This window comes from Paenibacillus woosongensis, from assembly GCF_009725165.1.
In the GTDB taxonomy this organism is placed as follows: domain Bacteria; phylum Bacillota; class Bacilli; order Paenibacillales; family Paenibacillaceae; genus Fontibacillus; species Fontibacillus woosongensis.
On sequence record NZ_WNZW01000001.1, the window covers coordinates 250,738 to 266,595 of the forward strand.

The 15,858-nt window shown below is 48.4% G+C and carries 15 protein-coding genes and 1 other RNA gene; 7 read left to right on the top strand and 9 right to left on the bottom strand.

Annotation, left to right across the window (positions count from 1 at the left end):
• Window positions 1-330 precede the first annotated feature (330 nt).
• Window positions 331-1,239 carry a LysR family transcriptional regulator gene (locus tag GNP95_RS01235; protein ID WP_213588854.1) on the bottom strand — a complete coding sequence of 303 codons (909 nt, stop codon included), beginning with the start codon at window positions 1,237-1,239 and terminating at the stop codon, window positions 331-333.
• 98 nt (window positions 1,240-1,337) lie between these two features.
• Window positions 1,338-1,940, bottom strand: coding sequence for a rhomboid family intramembrane serine protease (locus GNP95_RS01240; protein WP_155609112.1), 603 nt, complete (start codon window positions 1,938-1,940; stop codon window positions 1,338-1,340).
• A gap of 100 nt (window positions 1,941-2,040) precedes the next feature.
• Between GNP95_RS01240 and tpx the strand changes: the two genes are divergently transcribed.
• Window positions 2,041-2,559, top strand: coding sequence for a thiol peroxidase (gene tpx / locus GNP95_RS01245; protein ID WP_155609113.1), 519 nt, complete (start codon window positions 2,041-2,043; stop codon window positions 2,557-2,559).
• 75 nt (window positions 2,560-2,634) lie between these two features.
• Here the strand turns inward: tpx and GNP95_RS01250 are convergent, their stop codons facing one another.
• From GNP95_RS01250 to GNP95_RS01260, 3 genes are all read right to left on the bottom strand, one after another.
• The gene (locus GNP95_RS01250; RefSeq protein WP_213588856.1) at window positions 2,635-3,027 is read right to left on the bottom strand and encodes a DUF1499 domain-containing protein; all 393 of its coding nucleotides are present in this window, start codon (window positions 3,025-3,027) and stop codon (window positions 2,635-2,637) included.
• Window positions 3,028-3,169: 142 nt separating this feature from the next.
• Window positions 3,170-3,359, bottom strand: a non-coding RNA gene (gene ssrS, locus GNP95_RS01255) — 6S RNA.
• A 71-nt stretch (window positions 3,360-3,430) separates the two neighbouring features.
• Window positions 3,431-4,291 carry a YesL family protein gene (locus tag GNP95_RS01260; RefSeq protein WP_155609114.1) on the bottom strand — a complete coding sequence of 287 codons (861 nt, stop codon included), beginning with the start codon at window positions 4,289-4,291 and terminating at the stop codon, window positions 3,431-3,433.
• Between the two features lie 175 nt (window positions 4,292-4,466).
• Between GNP95_RS01260 and GNP95_RS01265 the strand changes: the two genes are divergently transcribed.
• A complete protein-coding gene (locus tag GNP95_RS01265) occupies window positions 4,467-4,571 on the top strand; it encodes a sporulation protein YjcZ (RefSeq protein ID WP_155609115.1) in 105 nt (34 codons plus the stop codon).
• A 72-nt stretch (window positions 4,572-4,643) separates the two neighbouring features.
• Here GNP95_RS01265 and GNP95_RS01270 read toward each other — a convergent pair whose 3' ends face one another.
• Window positions 4,644-6,224, bottom strand: coding sequence for a DEAD/DEAH box helicase (locus GNP95_RS01270; protein ID WP_155609116.1), 1,581 nt, complete (start codon window positions 6,222-6,224; stop codon window positions 4,644-4,646).
• A gap of 275 nt (window positions 6,225-6,499) precedes the next feature.
• Between GNP95_RS01270 and GNP95_RS01275 the strand changes: the two genes are divergently transcribed.
• The 4 genes from GNP95_RS01275 (at window position 6,500) to GNP95_RS01290 (ending at window position 10,608) form a co-directional block, all read left to right on the top strand.
• Window positions 6,500-7,327 (top strand): YitT family protein, encoded by an 828-nt coding sequence (locus GNP95_RS01275; protein WP_155609117.1) that lies wholly within the window; start codon window positions 6,500-6,502, stop codon window positions 7,325-7,327.
• A gap of 184 nt (window positions 7,328-7,511) precedes the next feature.
• Window positions 7,512-7,700: a hypothetical protein gene (locus tag GNP95_RS01280; protein ID WP_155609118.1), complete on the top strand. Its 189-nt coding sequence runs from the start codon at window positions 7,512-7,514 to the stop codon at window positions 7,698-7,700.
• A gap of 275 nt (window positions 7,701-7,975) precedes the next feature.
• Complete coding sequence (locus GNP95_RS01285; protein WP_155609119.1) at window positions 7,976-9,169, top strand: putative glycoside hydrolase; 1,194 nt, start codon at window positions 7,976-7,978, stop codon at window positions 9,167-9,169.
• Window positions 9,170-9,237: 68 nt separating this feature from the next.
• Window positions 9,238-10,608: an MATE family efflux transporter gene (locus GNP95_RS01290; protein WP_155609120.1), complete on the top strand. Its 1,371-nt coding sequence runs from the start codon at window positions 9,238-9,240 to the stop codon at window positions 10,606-10,608.
• Between the two features lie 1,224 nt (window positions 10,609-11,832).
• Here GNP95_RS01290 and pfkA read toward each other — a convergent pair.
• The 3 genes from pfkA to GNP95_RS01305 all read right to left on the bottom strand — a co-directional run bounded on the left by pfkA (window position 11,833) and on the right by GNP95_RS01305 (window position 14,416).
• Window positions 11,833-12,804, bottom strand: coding sequence for a 6-phosphofructokinase (gene pfkA, locus GNP95_RS01295; RefSeq protein ID WP_155609121.1), 972 nt, complete (start codon window positions 12,802-12,804; stop codon window positions 11,833-11,835).
• 117 nt (window positions 12,805-12,921) lie between these two features.
• A complete protein-coding gene (locus GNP95_RS01300; protein WP_155609122.1) occupies window positions 12,922-14,004 on the bottom strand; it encodes a tetraprenyl-beta-curcumene synthase family protein in 1,083 nt (360 codons plus the stop codon).
• A 91-nt stretch (window positions 14,005-14,095) separates the two neighbouring features.
• Window positions 14,096-14,416 (bottom strand): hypothetical protein, encoded by a 321-nt coding sequence (locus GNP95_RS01305; protein ID WP_213588866.1) that lies wholly within the window; start codon window positions 14,414-14,416, stop codon window positions 14,096-14,098.
• Between the two features lie 165 nt (window positions 14,417-14,581).
• Here GNP95_RS01305 and GNP95_RS01310 point away from each other — a divergent pair, with 165 nt between their 5' ends.
• Window positions 14,582-15,781, top strand: coding sequence for an MFS transporter (locus tag GNP95_RS01310; protein WP_155609123.1), 1,200 nt, complete (start codon window positions 14,582-14,584; stop codon window positions 15,779-15,781).
• The last annotated feature ends 77 nt before the right edge of the window (window positions 15,782-15,858 follow it).

The window sequence follows — 15,858 nt, forward strand, 5'->3', positions numbered from 1 at the left end:
CGCTACTCTTCACCACACCTCATTTGTTATTTGCACAATCATTATTTTCAAACCTTGAACCCTAGTATACTGTGCGAAAATAAAAGTATAGTAAAATAAGAGCAAATCTAACTTAAAATGCACGGCGTCAACAATTTACCCCTTAAGCTGCGGAAAAGCCCAGCCATACGGCTATTTCCGTATAGGCTGGGCTTTATTATGGTTAATTATTTGGGATCATCCCTTCCGGGCTGCAATGCCCGAAAGAAACACTAGACGATTTAAACCGGCTGGACAGCATGTCCATCTACCTTTTGTTTTCGATATTACAAGAACAAACGCCGCCAGTCATTAACTTGGCGGCGTGTCCGGTTGTAGTCCGAAATATTCTAGCAGAAATATGCGGAAGGATTGCGCGACCAGCGGAAGTTTATCGTCGGCTCGGTGAATCAGCCCAATCGTTCTCGTTACTTTCGGCGTAGAAATGCGAACCCGGGCCGGCTGCAGCGTGAAGCTCTGGAATAACGCCACTTCAGGCAGGAGACTGACGCCCATCCCGGCAGCGACTAAGCCGCGGATCGTATCCGTCTCCTCGCCTTCAAAGGCGATTTTCGGCGTAAATCCGGCTTCCAGACAAGCATGCCAGACGATAGGTCTTAAAGAATAACCTTTGCTGAACAGGATGAACTTATCGTCTTTCAATTGGTTGAGCTTGATGCTCTGCTCGTTGGCGAGCGGATGGCCCGGCGGCAGAATCGCCACCAAATCCTCCGTCAGTACGACGTTGCCCGCAACCTGATTATGGTTCTCCGGAAAAGGAGAGATAAAGGCCAAATCTACTTCGGCTGATACGACATCACGAATGAGTGTCGGATACATTCCCTGCTTGAATCTGAACTTTACATTCGGATACAACTTACGGAATTCGGCAACTACACTAGGAATAACATGAACACCGAGGCTATGTGGAAATCCGAGACGAATTTCGCCTTGCTCAGGATCAATAAACTCGTGAACTTCATTTACGGCGCGATCCAAATCTTTAAGGATCGTCTCCACCCGGCTGCAAAATAGCTGTCCTACCGCAGTCAAATGCAGATTTCTTCCCTTTTGCATGAACAAGTCAACACCAAGCTCCTGCTCCAGTTGGTGGATTTGCCTGCTTACCGCAGACTGAGCCACATGAAGTTCTTCGGCTGCCTGTGTAACATGCTCCTTCTTCGCCACCTTCACAAAGTATTGCAGTTGTCTTAATTCCACGAATCTGATCGCTCCATTTCGATTCCTGTCATAACCCATATGGGTAACTTGCCATCATTCTTGCTCTAACATAACTTTACCATTTACCTTCAAGGGGTTCAACGTCGTTTTAACAGGCGTATGATCAATCCATAGATGAAGAAGCCGCCGATAAATCCGCCTAAGTGGGCGATCCAGTTCACCTGAGGCACGAGGAACGAGAAGATAATCCCGACGATAAGCAGGCTGTACAGCGTCTTACGGGATGCTTCGTCCATGAATTGCCGCTGAAACAATGCGACATAAAGGAAAGCCCCGTAAATTCCGTAAATGGCGCCTGATGCTCCTGCAGAAATATGCACAATGGACGAATGCTGATAGATTCCCATCGTGATCAAATTGCCGACAATGCCGCTACCTAAATAGAGCAGGACATACCGCCAGGAGCCGAGCAGCCGTTCCATCGGGGGTGTAAAGATCAGTATCCCGAAGCTGTTGGAAAACAGATGCCCGAAATTGAAATGCAGGAATACCGAGGCGACAAAGCGCCACCATTCGCTGGCAAAAGGTTCTCTATTTATCATTGCCCCGTATTCAAGGATGGCTTCCTCCGGCCCGGCGGCAGTTAGAACAAACATCACAATATTGATTGCGAGAATAAGACAGGTCACCGGGTACGATTTCAAATAGGTTCTCCAATTTTCATAGCGAATAAATATCATACGATCGAACCTTTCTTCCTAATGTTGGACAATCTCTTCATAAAAAGATTATAATTAAAATTAGGTGCTTTCACAAAATTGTTTTAGGAGGAGATACATTTTGGCACAACAACGTACAAATGTGGCAACATTCAAAGGCAATCCAATTACTCTGGTAGGTCCTGAGCTGAAGGTTGGCGATACGGCTCCAGACTTCCGTTTAAGTAAAAACTTGCTCGAAGAAGCAACTCTTCAGGATTTTGCAGGTAAAATCAAGCTGATCAGTGTTGTCCCCTCCCTGGACACCGGTGTTTGCGATGCGCAAACCCGCCGCTTTAACGAAGAAGCTGCCAGCCTTGGCGACGACGTCGTTATCCTTACTGTCAGCGCGGATCTCCCATTCGCCCAAGCCCGCTGGTGCGGTGCCGCAGGCGTTGACCGGGTCGTTACACTGTCCGACTATAAGGACAATTCCTTCGGCCAGGCATATGGCGTGTTGATTAATGAATTCAAATTGGATCACCGCTCGGTGTTCGTTATCGACAAAGACAATAAAATCACTTATGTCGAGTACCTGAGTGAAATGACCGAACATCCGAACTATGAAAATGCGATTGCTGCAGTTAAAGCCCTTCTGTAATAAGTTGCAGTTGCAATAACCCTTTTGAACAAGAAAAGCGAGTAGGAGGATGCCTCCCTGCTCGCTTTTGTTTAATTATGAAGTTACTTTATAAGCCCCGAGCTTCTTGTCCAGCGCCGCATAAAGATTGAGGATATTGCGATAGTTGCTGCCCAAATCCCCCAGCGACCCCCTCGTCGCCGAGTAAATGTCCACCGCACTGCGAAGCGGCCCTGTCGACACGATCGATACGGTAATATCCATCGTGCGGCCCAACGCGGTTTTCTTCTCCAGCGTAATTTCGCCGACAGACTGCACTTCGTGCAGCACTTTATACCCTGGAATTTTCTTTAACGTCGAGGAGACTTCCTCCCAAATTCTATCCTTGGATAGCTGATAATACCTTGTTTTCATCTCGGGCACTTTCGCACGGTCGCTCGTACCTTCCTGGCTGCGGAATATGCCGATGAGAGTTCTTTTGATTGACACTCTACTTCCTCCTTCGTTACTCGTCACGAGACATAGGGTGTATGTACTACATTTGTATCTAGTTTAACATTGTTACGTAACAAACAAAAGCACCCTGGTACCTTTACTCCATAAAGGGACAGGGTGCTGTCATCATTGAATATGTAGACCCGCCTATGCCGTCCGGTTACACTGTCTCGAACCTGCATCAGCAGGTGGGTGACCGCAGCAGCGCCTTTGAAGTCCCCTGATCTAATAGATAGGGCCTTTCAGCAGCGATGCAATTTAAGTCTCCCTGGACATTGTCATTGGTTCAAAACAACTTGGAACCGAAACGCACATCGCAGGACGTAAACCTATTATAATCCTTCTATTTCTAATTGTAAACCTAATATAGGCGGTTTGTAAAATTTGTAAACTCGGCCTAGGATTTTGTCTGATCCTTACTGCTGTCATCCGGCAGTTCAGCCGTTGGCTCTTCTGCATTTCCGGCATGGTCGCGATCTTCGCGGTCATTCCCGGTTCTTTCGTTTCCTTCAGCGTCGGTGCTGTCTTCTTCGCCGTCTTTCGAGCCTTCCTCCGCTACGCGCATCTTCTCCACCTTCTCCTGAAGCTTGTTATAACTGACATTGAAATTGTAGAAGGCAACGAATGCGGCGAGCGTACCGAAGCCGAACAAGATCAGCCATGTGAACTGCATCGTAATGAATCCCAGCGCAATGACGCAAAGCACCGTCGATAACACGCGGAACGGACGGAGGATGGTCAGCAGGATCGCATTCTTAATAAGAAGCGAAGTTTTCAAGTGATAATGGGCCACCAATGAAAAGAAATTGAATAAGGAAACCGACAGCAAGATCAAGAAAATCAACATGATGATGCCGATAATCTGCATGTTGGCGAATTGCTTCATATATACGTTATAGTCGACGATCATGACGATGATCAACAAAGTATAGAAGATTCCACCGATCATGCTCTGCTTGTAGTTCTCTTTGTACCCTTTGAAGTACACTTTAATAACGCTCACATCCGTGTCACCCATTACCCATTTACGCGTCACTGAGAATAGCGCCGCTGTAGCCGGGAACAATGTAAACGGTGCCAACACGGCTAAAATCCAAGCGATTTGAATCCACATTTCGATGTCCGGGGTTAACAATCCCGTTAGCACGAAAAACCAAAAAGGCGACGAACAGAGAAGCCAGAGCAAATTGCTTCCCGATATTCTCATGATCCACTCGGTTACTTTGTAGAAACCGCTCATTAGTCCTTTGTATTCCAAAAAAAAATCTCCCTCCAGTAAGGTTTATGTCTATTAATAATACTATACATGATTAAATGAGCACTATCCAGCGCCTATTTTAACATGTTCTAGGTAAGCGTCTAAACTAGATGAACGAATACGCCATAGTATATACCGTAACTTCTTAACAAACATCTTTAAAGGAGGTTATCTCATGTCGGGTGTAGGTCCATCTTGTGGCGGTTTCTGGACTTCCACAGGTACTATTCTGGTGTTGTTCATTCTGCTCGTTATTGTGAGCCGTTCCATTCTGATCTAATCTCCTATAAGCAAGAAGACGGAGCGCCAGCAAGCGTCTCCGTCTTCTTTGCTATATCATGCTAATTGTTCATTAAGCGTCGTACGAAGGATTGTCGTTGCGTCTTGGCGGTCTACGGTCCCCGCCGCTGCTTGCAGGACGCGGCTTACGATCCGAGGAAGACTGGTAATCCCTTCCCCCGTCTCTGTTATAACCGCCTTTGCTGCCATAACCTCCACGGCCGCCGCCGTCGCGATTATCTCTCCGGTATCCGCCGCCTCCGCTGCGGTTGCCGCCGTATCCATACGGCTTGCGTCCGCTGGAACGGATGTCCGGCTTGCGGCGTTTAACGCGAATCGGCTCCTCTGGAGTCAGCTCGATATTCGTTTTATCTCCTTTGTCTCCGGTAATGAGCTTAAACGCGGCTGCCAGCAGGTTAACCGAATCGTATTGCTCCAGCAGCGAAATGGCGATTCCTTTGTATTCGTTCAGTTCGGCTGCTTCCACAAGCTCGATCAGGCGTTCTGCTGTAATGCGCTGTTTCCCTTCAATCGCCTCGGCAATGGATGGCAGCGGCTTACGGGCGATCTTCTGGCGGGTGATCCGCTCGATGAAGTGAAGATGGTCGATCTCGCGAGGCGTAACGAAAGACCAGGCTACGCCCTCCTTGCCAGCCCGTCCTGTACGGCCGATACGGTGTACATAACTCTCCGGATCTTGCGGCAGGTCGAAGTTAACGACATGAGTTACGCCAGATACGTCCAATCCACGTGCTGCCACGTCGGTAGCCACAAGCACATCGATGCTGCCATCCCGGAACTTGCGCATTACGTTATCGCGCTGGTTCTGAGACAAGTCGCCATGAAGGCCGTCCGCAGAATAGCCGCGTTTCTGCAAAGCTTCAGCCAGTTCATCCACGCGCCGCTTCGTCCGTCCGAACACGATAGCCAGTTCAGGTGATTCCATATCCAGCAAACGCGTAATCGCGTCGAATTTCTGGCGCTCATGTACTTCAATGTACGCCTGATCGATTAACGGTGCGCTAACTTGCTTTGGAATAACGGAAACATGCTCCGGGTTTTTAAGAAATTGCTGGGCAAGCTTTTGGATATTTGCTGGCATTGTAGCGGAAAATAGCATTGTTTGGCGCTCTTCGGGGACAAGCTTCAGAATCGACTGAATATCCTCCATGAAGCCCATATCCAGCATTTCATCGGCTTCATCCAGTACGACAGTCTGTACATCGTCAAGCTTAATCGTCTTGCGATTAATATGGTCGAGCAAGCGGCCAGGGGTGCCGATAATGATTTGAGGCTTCTTCTTCAATGCGCGAATTTGGCGGACGATGTCTTGTCCCCCGTAAATCGGCAGGGAACGGATGCCTTTGAAACGGGACAGCTTCCCGATTTCTTCGGCTACCTGAATAGCAAGCTCCCGGGTAGGGGCCATGACCAGCGCTACGATCCGATCTTCATTAGCTGGAATTTTGTTGATCAGCGGAAGACCGAACGCCGCCGTCTTGCCTGTTCCCGTTTGTGCTTGTCCGATGAGGTCGCGACCTGTCATAGCAATAGGAATTGATTTGGTTTGAATCGGGGTCGCCTCTTCAAATCCGAGTTCTGTTATAGCCTGTAGAACTTTAGGCTCTAGGCCGAAATCTGCAAATGTGCTCAAAATATTCATACTCCTTCTATATAGTGGACTTCCCACCATCTTGACTGTATTCTTAAGTAGCATTGGACGTTTATAGGCTGTCCCATCAGCCCATAAATTTTACATAGCATACGGATCTTCGGAAGATTCGGTTCAGATCACTAATACATTCTTTCCCATTTAACATGGAAAAGGATACCTACTCAAGAATATCTCAAACATTATAGCACAAAACATGAAAAGAACACCAGCAAGCTGCCTGGCTTATTTTCACAACCATAAGAGGTGATTTTACGATGCTCAAAACAATCTGGAACAGCCTAGTCATCGTGTTCGGAGCGGCGTTGATCGCAGCCGGCTTCAATCTATTCCTCGTCCCGCACCACCTGCTTAGCGGCGGGGTCTCCGGATTATCCATGCTGACCGGTTACTTTACGCCCTTAAGCATCGGGACCATGTATCTCGTATACAATATTCCTATTCTCATTGCAGGACTGTTTCTGCTTGGAAGACGCTTCATCCTGCTGAGCATTCTTTCCGTCGCCGCCGTAACCTGGTTCATCGCATTGATCCCTGTTCACGAAATCCCGGTTACGACCGATGCATTCCTGTCCGCGGTCGTCGGGGGCGTGCTCGTCGGGATCGGCAGCGGAATATCGTTTCGGGCGGGAGGATCCTCCGGCGGCTTTGATATCATAGGCTCGATCATTACGAGATACCGCGACTTCCCGGTCGGCAGCGTGCTCGTTTCGATGAACGCTATCGTCATTTTGGCCATGGGTTATATTGAAGGGGACTGGAATCTGGCCCTTGCTTCCATGGTATCGATTTACCTCAGCGGCAAAGTGGTCGATCTCCTTCATGTCAGCCATATTAAGGTTACCCTGTTCATTATAACGGACAAAACCGACGAACTGCTAAGCAGACTTTTGAAGCTTCCGCGCGGGGTGACTCTCATTAAGACACAAGGCGCATTCTCCCACAAAGAAAAGGATATGCTGATGACCGTAACGACCCGCTACGAACTGACTGAGCTTAGAAATATCATTAAACAGACCGACCCCGCAGCGTTCGTGAACATTGTAGAAACCGTGGGCGTTATGGGTTCGTTCAGAAAAAAGTAAATTTTCCCACAGGCCTGTACTCGATGTCAAAATATATTTGATATGATATAATGAATTATGCGCGGTTCCTTCGTCAATTTCATAAGATTTCAGCTTTACCCGATTTCACAGGCTTTGTGCTTTTCCATTTAAGAATGATTCTCTACACGAATGATTCTAGAAGGAAAGGGTGAATGATGTGGAAATGGAAACGGTAAAACTGGCACAAATCGTCATGAAGTGGTTCCCCGATATGCTTCCTTTCTTTAACGAGAAGGAGCTTGACTCCATGATCATCCTTCGGGACGGTATGAAGTTATTGGAACCGAATGATGCGATGGAGATTATTCAATTCAGCATTTGCGAGCTTCAAGATACTAATTTGCTTCATTAAATATTAGTTTCGGCGAGCTTCAGCCTTATAGCAACACCCACAGGCCGCTTTCTTTTGTCTTGGCAGAAGAAGCGGCCTTTTTTTGGAATTTTGAGCTTGTACTTATGATGATCTCCATGGCTGCATTTCTGGATATCGGTTTCAACCAGGCATTGCCGTGTTAATGAGTAAAGCCGCGGTTATTTTTTCGCAAACAATAACAAAACTGTTTATTATGAGCAACAAACATCCATTATAATCATCTTAGAACGTGTATCTTATGGGGAGAGAAGACGATGAACATCTTTTGGACGATTTTACTGCTGGCTCTGAGCGCGGGTACAGGTGGGGATGTTTCCCCGGCTCACACAGACGCTTCAAACAGCAAAATGCCGGGCATTATGCAATCAGCCTATCATACCTTCCTGGCCAATGCCGCCGAGGGACGGCTGGACGCTCCGCTTTCACCTTCAATGCTGGCTGTGCAGCCTCAAACAGCCGCTCCAGTCGTAAAGGGGATCTACGTAACGGCTTACAGTGCCGGCGGTTCCCGTATGGACCAGCTGATCGACTTGCTGGACAGCACCGAATTGAATTCCATGGTTATCGACGTTAAGGATGATCATGGCTACATTACTTATAAGACGGATAATACCAAGCTTCAAGAGCTGGGTCAGCCCCAGCCCTTCATTCGTAACATGGACGCGCTGATGGAACGTCTCGATAAACATGAAATCTACCCTATAGCTCGCGTTGTCGTGTTTAAGGACAGCGTGCTTGCAAAGAAACATCCAGAATTATCGTTTGTACATAGTGACGGCTCCGTCTGGGCCAATGGTAATGGGGAAGCCTTCGTCAATCCGTACAGCAAGGAAGTATGGGAATATAATGTGGAAATAGCCAAAGAAGCTGCCAAGCTGGGCTTTAAGGAGATACAGTTTGACTACGTGCGGTTCCCCGAAGGGTTCGAGAAAAGAGCGGACACTTTAAAATATCACAAGGATGAGCGCAGCCGCGTGGACGCGGTAACCTCCTTCGTAAAATATGCAAAAGAAGAACTCCAACCGCTTGGCGTCAAGGTATCCGTCGATATTTTCGGTTATGCGGCTTCCGTGCCTGCTGCCGAGGGGATCGGCCAGGATTTCGTGAAAATATCGGAAAATGTAGACATCATCTGCCCAATGATATATCCTAGCCATTATACGACCGGCTGGTTTAATGCTAAGGATCCCGACAAGGCCCCATATCAAACGATACGGGGAGCAACAATCGATACGCAGAAGAAGCTGGAGCCGCTAGGCGACAAACAGCCTGTGATTCGGCCATGGATTCAGGACTTTACGGCAAGCTGGCTCGGCAAAGGCCATTACACCAAGTACGGCAAGCATGAAGTGGAAGAACAAATCCGCGCGCTCAAGGAATTGAACGTCGATGAATATCTGCTATGGAATGCATCCAACCGGTATACATCCGGCGTAACCTATAAATAAATGCCATCCGACATGGCCCGGGCGACCCGCCCGGGTTTTGGTTTGGGCGGGCTAAGGAGAAATTAGGCTTGAAAGAAACCATCAATCTTCGGCAAAAATATGCTCAGTTTATCATCATACTTATTCCTATTCTAGTAACGCAAATTACGATGTCCCTTATGACCTTCTTTGACACGATGATGTCGGGACATGCCAGTCCTGCCGATTTGGCTGGCGTTGCGATCGGCTCCAGCCTGTGGGTCCCTGTCCAAACCGGTCTCAGCGGAATTTTGATGGGGCTGATTCCGATCGTATCGCAATTGATCGGCGCAGGACATAAAGACAAAGTAGCGTATCATGTCATTCAGGCGCTTTGGCTCTCGATCGCCATCGCCGCGGCCGTTGCGCTCATTGGCATGTTCACCGTAACACCGGTGCTTAATGGGATGGAGTTGGAACCTAAAGTGCATCATATCGCCCAATATTTCCTCGTGGCGATATCAACCGGCATCTTCCCTCTGTTTGGCTACATCGTTATGCGTTCGTTTATTGACGCGCTCGGCCAGACCAAAATATCGATGATCATTACGCTGATTTCCCTGCCGCTAAACGTCGGAGCCGGGTATGTGCTTGTATTCGGAAAACTGGGTTTCCCAAGACTAGGAGGAATAGGCTCGGGGATTGCCACTGCTTTTGCTTACTGGTGCATCTTTTTGATATCGGTTCTGATCGTCCATAAGGCAGAGCCATTTGCCTCCTATGGCGTGTTCCGCAAATGGTACGGCGTATCGCTTGCGAAGTGGAAGGAGCTTATGAAGCTGGGCGTGCCGATCGGATTCGCGATTTTCTTCGAAACCGCCGTCTTTGCTGCGGTAACGCTGCTGATGAGCCGTTTCGATACGCTCACCATCGCCGCGCACCAGGCTGCCCTTAACTTTGCCAGCACGTTGTACATGATTCCGCTGAGCATCTGCATGGCCCTGACGATTCTAGTCGGCTACGAAACCGGCGCTTCACGTTTAAAGGATGCGAAGCAGTATTCATACATTGGCATAGGATCAGCAGCCGCTTTATCGGTGGCCACCGCCTTGATCATTATGCTGTTCCGTCAAAATGTAGCGCAGATTTATGCCAGCGAGCCGGAGGTCGTCCAGCTGATCATGCACTTCCTAATCTACGCGATTTTCTTCCAGCTGTCCGATGCAATTGCCACGCCAATTCAAGGCGCGCTGCGCGGTTACAAGGATGTGAATCCTGCATTCTGGATCACCCTGCTCGCCTTCTGGATTATCGGCTTGCCGCTGGGCCACGTGTTGGCTAATTATGCGAATCAAGGCGCCTATGGTTACTGGGTTGGGCTCATATCCGGGCTGGCCGTAGCCGCTGTACTGCTCACCGGCCGCCTTCTGGCCGTCCAGCGCAAATTCGCGAGGCGAGCGCTTCTGTCAGAGTCGAAGTGATGAATGAGCCTAACAGAGTAACAGGCTTAAGAGATTAGAATAGATTAGAGTGGAGTGGATTAGGTTAGGTTGCGATTAGGTAGGTTAGGTCATTCATACAGAATACTGAAATAATGTAGTCTGTAAAATAGTTTGTGTAAACTCCTAAGCCCATTAAAGTGGAAGTAACAGAAAGATAGGGAGAACACGTGGGACTTTGGTCAAAGAACAACTGCGGGCTTTCATTAAGGTAAATCAGCTGGTTACTGCCCGGGAGGTTGTGGTTGGAAGTGATCGGAAATCCTGATGGTCGTGAGCTGCAAATTCTAACGGTTGTGAGTGACGTTATTTGGGTAAAAGTGGGGTTTAACAAAATGTAACGGTTGCCATCGAGCCTATTTACGGTTTTTCGTAGGCAGAGGGGCTATTTCGTCCAAATAAGCGCTCAGACAACCGTTAGAAAAGCCCCCCCTCTTTTAGGGACGATTAAGCGCGATGACAACCGTTAGCGTAGCCTCTTCAGCCTCTTCCAAACAGGTCGCTCGTACGAGGCTAACACGCTGGTCACTAAGTGTTCCATACCATCTATATTCGGAGTGGCCGTGCGATGTTAGGATGTTCCCCGGACCGAAGGGCAGATCATCGGTCGTATTACTGACTGCTTGAATACTAGTTTCTCATCGTATGACAATTACTAGGTCGAGTCCAAAACTGGGGACAGATGCGCTGGGCTGGAGTTCTCCATCTTTTTCCCGGAACGCATCGGTAACCATTTACGTTAAGCAGGCTAAATCCCCCTCGGGGAATTACTTGAAATGAGTTTACACAAAAATCTTGACAGACCCCAATAATGCAGCTTTCTAGGCCATGAAAGTTTATATTCGTAACGTATTTTAGTTCGAAATGTATGTTATACATCTAGTTAAGCTCTTTTTTAAAAAATACTTGCGCTAAATGTAAAACATGCAGTTAGTTTTCCTGAATGGAGCTAGTTCGTCGAAATAGCTTAAAACTAAATGTAGGGTTTGCAGTTAGTTCTCATTAACACGGCCAAAGCCGATGAACTAACTGTATGAAATACATCTAGTTATCACCTGATCCTGACCGGCTGGGAACAGTCGCCAGGCTTTTGCATGAATCGCATGGTGAGAAATACAAAAAGGGAAATCCAGTGAGTGACTTGACTCACATGGATTTCCCTTTTGCATTTCTCGGTTATGCAATCAGCACGCAACCGCCAGCCCATTACTGGGACAGACGGGATGCCAGCTCATACAGGCTCATATCAAACGATTTCTTGGTCGATACGACCTTCTCAATATCGGTCAGAATCATTTCGCCGCCGATCATGCCGCAGGCCTTGTTCGATTCGCCTTCAATCAGCTTGCGAACAGCAAAGTCTCCAAGGCGGCTCGCCAGATTACGGTCGAACGGAGTCGGAGACCCGCCGCGCTGAATATGGCCGAGAACCGTAGCGCGAGGCTCCAGGGACGGCTGGCGCTCCTTGATAGCCTTGACGACTTCCTCTCCCGTTCCTACGCCTTCTGCTACGATAACGATGCTATGTCTCTTGCCGTTATCAAAATTCGATCTCATCCGGTCCGCAACCTCGTTCAAATCAAACGGTACCTCTGGAACAAGAATCGTCTCCGCGCCAGCGGCCAATCCCGCATGCAGGGCAATGTCTCCGGAGTGGCGTCCCATCACTTCAACGACCGATGCCCGTTCATGGGAAGACATCGTATCCCGCAGCTTATTAACGGCGTCAACTACGATGCCTACCGCAGTATCGAAACCAATGGTGTAATCGGTAAAGGAAATATCGTTGTCTATCGTGCCTGGAAGGCCCATCGTTTTGATTCCCAGTTGGCTAAGCTTCGCAGCGCCATGGTAAGAGCCGTCACCGCCAATGACGACCAGGCCGTCAATGCCGCGATCCCGCAAAATTTGAGCACCCTTCTGCTGGCCTTCGGGCGTTTTGAATTCCACGCAGCGCGCCGATTGAAGAATCGTACCTCCGCGCTGGATAATATCGCCTACGCTTCTTAGATCCATGGAGAAGATGTCATTATTGAGCAGCCCCTGATACCCCCGTTGCACTCCGAATACCTCAAGCCCGTAGTATAATCCGCTGCGTACGACTGCGCGTACGGCGGCGTTCATGCCTTGGGAGTCACCGCCACTGGTGAGAACTGCGATTTTTTTTACTGCTGACATAATGATTCCTCCTAAAAGTTTTGTGAAGCAAAACTGCCTCGTAAGCATCCGCTAAGTTATTGTGAAGCAAAACTTTGCCTCGTAAGCATCTGCTTAGTTCTGCAATGTAAAAACAAGCTATTTCAAACGTTTGCGGATCCAGCGGCTGTTCACGAAGAAGAACAATCGCATGAGCGAGCTTCGTCTCATCAATTGCCTGGAAACCCCTCGAATTTCTTGCTGCTCACTGACTTTGGGGTCGGATAGATACAAAGCCAGCAGTCCTTCGATAATCATCACGTGAAACGACGAAGCCGGCAGAACGGCGACATCCCTCCGGGCCTCATCGACCATAAATACAATGCGTTGAAGCATAGTTTCTTTATTATCGTAATAGCTGCAGAAATTCAAATCTCCGCCAATTTCATCCTCTGCCTGGTCTATCAAATAGTCAAGCATTATATGTACTCCGCATACATAAGGAAAATAAGCATCCTGGATCTTCTGTGCGCTCGTCTCGCTGAGTTGCTCGTCGCTTGCCGACAGAAACAGCATAAATACGCCTAGGGTTGAGCCCGTTGCCGCCGCAAACTCGTTCCATTTCAACTGGGGCGCCCGCGATTGGTGAAGCTCCCACCATGAAAGGAGTGCAGCCTCGCGGAGGTTGGGATCAATATGCTTGTACACCTGTAAGTCCGTGTACAGCTGTACCAGCTCGGCAACGAATGGCTGGGCTGCATGATATCCGGGCAGTTCCCTAATCCGGTCTTGGCAGGTTAAGACAAGACGGCGCAAATACCCCCCGTCCTCGCGTTCCTCCCGAAGTGCGTAATAATCGGTTAGCTCTGCCTGCGGGTCAATGGCGTCCAGCATGCTTTGATGGAGCAGGCGAAAGTCCCCCTCATCCATCGATGTACTGCGGTCACAAAGATTATCCAAATAATCACTGATCGTCTGAAAGGCTACGATTAAGGGGATCAGTATATGGCGCTTCGGCAAATTGGCAGCCGCATAAACCGCGCCCCCCTGGCAGTGGAACTCCTTCGTCTCAATACTAGCAAGCGCTTGTCTTCTTAGCTCAGGGTCGGGGATCATTCCCGCTTCCTTCCTCCAGCCGTTAAGCTCCTTGCGAACATCGGGCAAAATGAACTTGTATACCCGGCTCATCAGCCTGATCGGCTCTCTAGGAAACTGGTTTCGACTTTGCTTAAGTTCAATCAATGGCCTGCCTCCACTAGGTTGTTTAGATATAGCGAGTTTTAAACCAGTCTATATTATAATATGATCCCTCTCTTTGTACAAATTAACTAAATCACAGATGAGTTCTGGCCGTCGGCTCATCCTGAGAGACCCGGTACCATATCTGGAGATCGTGAATCTGGCTGGCTAATTCCGCGATTTCTCCATTGATTTGACAGCTCTTCTCAAAATCGTTCTCATTCCCCATCTCAGACAGTTTCCGTTCGATCAGACGCTCCAGCGCCATGACCTTGGTCGGTATCCGTCCCCGAATGTTCTCCCAGCTTTCGATCATCGCCAGCCTTTCCTCAACGCCGTAATCTTCAAAAGGCCGATCAAGAGACGGTACATGAATATCCAATCTTTCGTCGTACACAAAGCAGGATTGATACACGCTGATCCTCCCCTACCCGAGTGTTGTATATTGCTAAACTATATTATAACGAATTTAATAGGTTTACAAAACTTATTTAGTTACGGTTATGATATACTAACCATGTTGCATGTCAACCCAAGAGATGTATGACTTAAATTACCGGAACGGAGTACGGATCTAAAGATGAAATCACAACACTTGGCCCGCTCGGAAGTATCCTGGCTCAGAGCCCTTATTTTTACGATTTATGGAACCAGTGCGCTGGTAGCTTCTTATTTCCCTTTGTTTTATGCAGACCTGGGGTTTTCCAGAACACAGATCGGCTACATCTACGCCGTCGGCCCGATGATCTCGTTAATATCCAATCTGCTGTGGAGCTATGCAAGCGATCGCTTCCGCACCATTAAGAAAATACTCCTCATCCTGCTGACGGGCCAATTGCTAATGTCCTTTTTCCTTTCTATGACGACGAAATTTGCGGTCATTATGATCATTATTACATTGTACTATTCCTTCTTCTACCCCGTGCTTCCGCTATCCGACTCGATCGCGATCTCGACAGCAAACCGCCACAAGAAGAACTTTGTGTCGATCCGCATTTTCGGTTCGATCGGCTTTGCGATTTTTGCACTGCTGATCGGTTATGTACTGTCAACCATACCTTCTGTCACAACTATGGGGGTATCGATGATTATAGCAGGTACGGCGTTGTTCCTGACGCTATTCGTCAAAGATCAGGCAACCAGCGTAGCGAGGGTTAATTTCTCCGGCGTCTTATCGATCCTTAAGCAGAAAGAGCTGCTCTGGTTCCTGGGCTGCGTATTTTGCCTAGCACTAGGCATGCGAATGAACGATGCTTTCCTGTCCATCTCGCTGCATGACCTCGGTGCCGGACAGGAACTAGTCGGCTGGGCCATGCTCCTGTCGGCCTTCTCGGAAATTCCGATTTTTTTGCTGCTCACCAAATATGGCGCGAAATTCAAGGAGCTTCCTCTGTTACTTTTGGCAAGCCTGATGTTCGCCTTAAGATTTATGCTGGTAGGAATCTCAGATTCGGCAACCAGCATACTGCTTATTCAATTAATGCATGGAGTCTCCTTCGGCATTTTCTATGTTACGGCCATACGCATGCTCTCCCGCCTCATTCCGGCCCAATTTCAGGCTACCGGACTTGCCCTGTTTACGGTCATGTGGTCAAGCTTGTCCGGACTATGCAGCGGGGCATTCGGCGGCATGGTATTTGAGCATTTTGGCAGGGAGAATTTCTATTTTGCGGCCATGGGCACCTCTTTACTGGCTTTTATCGGCTTTGCCAGCCGTTATTTTTACAGACCCAAGGCAAAGGTGCACAGCAGTCACTCGGCGGCTCATCATGACCTATAATGAATACGCCATAAAACCGTCTTCTGTTCAAAGCCTGCCTCATGCGTTATAATTAAGAGCAGATTATAGTACCTAGT

Bases quoted from the DNA above. Each gene is read 5' to 3' on its own strand.
- GNP95_RS01240 (WP_155609112.1), bottom strand. From the start codon at position 1,940: ATGATATTTATTCGCTATGAAAATTGGAGAACCTATTTGAAATCGTAC.
- GNP95_RS01265 (WP_155609115.1), top strand. From the start codon at position 4,467: ATGTCGGGTGTAGGTCCATCTTGTGGCGGTTTCTGGACTTCCACAGGT.
- GNP95_RS01275 (WP_155609117.1), top strand. From the start codon at position 6,500: ATGCTCAAAACAATCTGGAACAGCCTAGTCATCGTGTTCGGAGCGGCG.
- GNP95_RS01280 (WP_155609118.1), top strand. From the start codon at position 7,512: ATGGAAACGGTAAAACTGGCACAAATCGTCATGAAGTGGTTCCCCGAT.
- GNP95_RS01285 (WP_155609119.1), top strand. From the start codon at position 7,976: ATGAACATCTTTTGGACGATTTTACTGCTGGCTCTGAGCGCGGGTACA.
- pfkA (WP_155609121.1), bottom strand. From the start codon at position 12,804: ATGTCAGCAGTAAAAAAAATCGCAGTTCTCACCAGTGGCGGTGACTCC.
- GNP95_RS01310 (WP_155609123.1), top strand. From the start codon at position 14,582: ATGAAATCACAACACTTGGCCCGCTCGGAAGTATCCTGGCTCAGAGCC.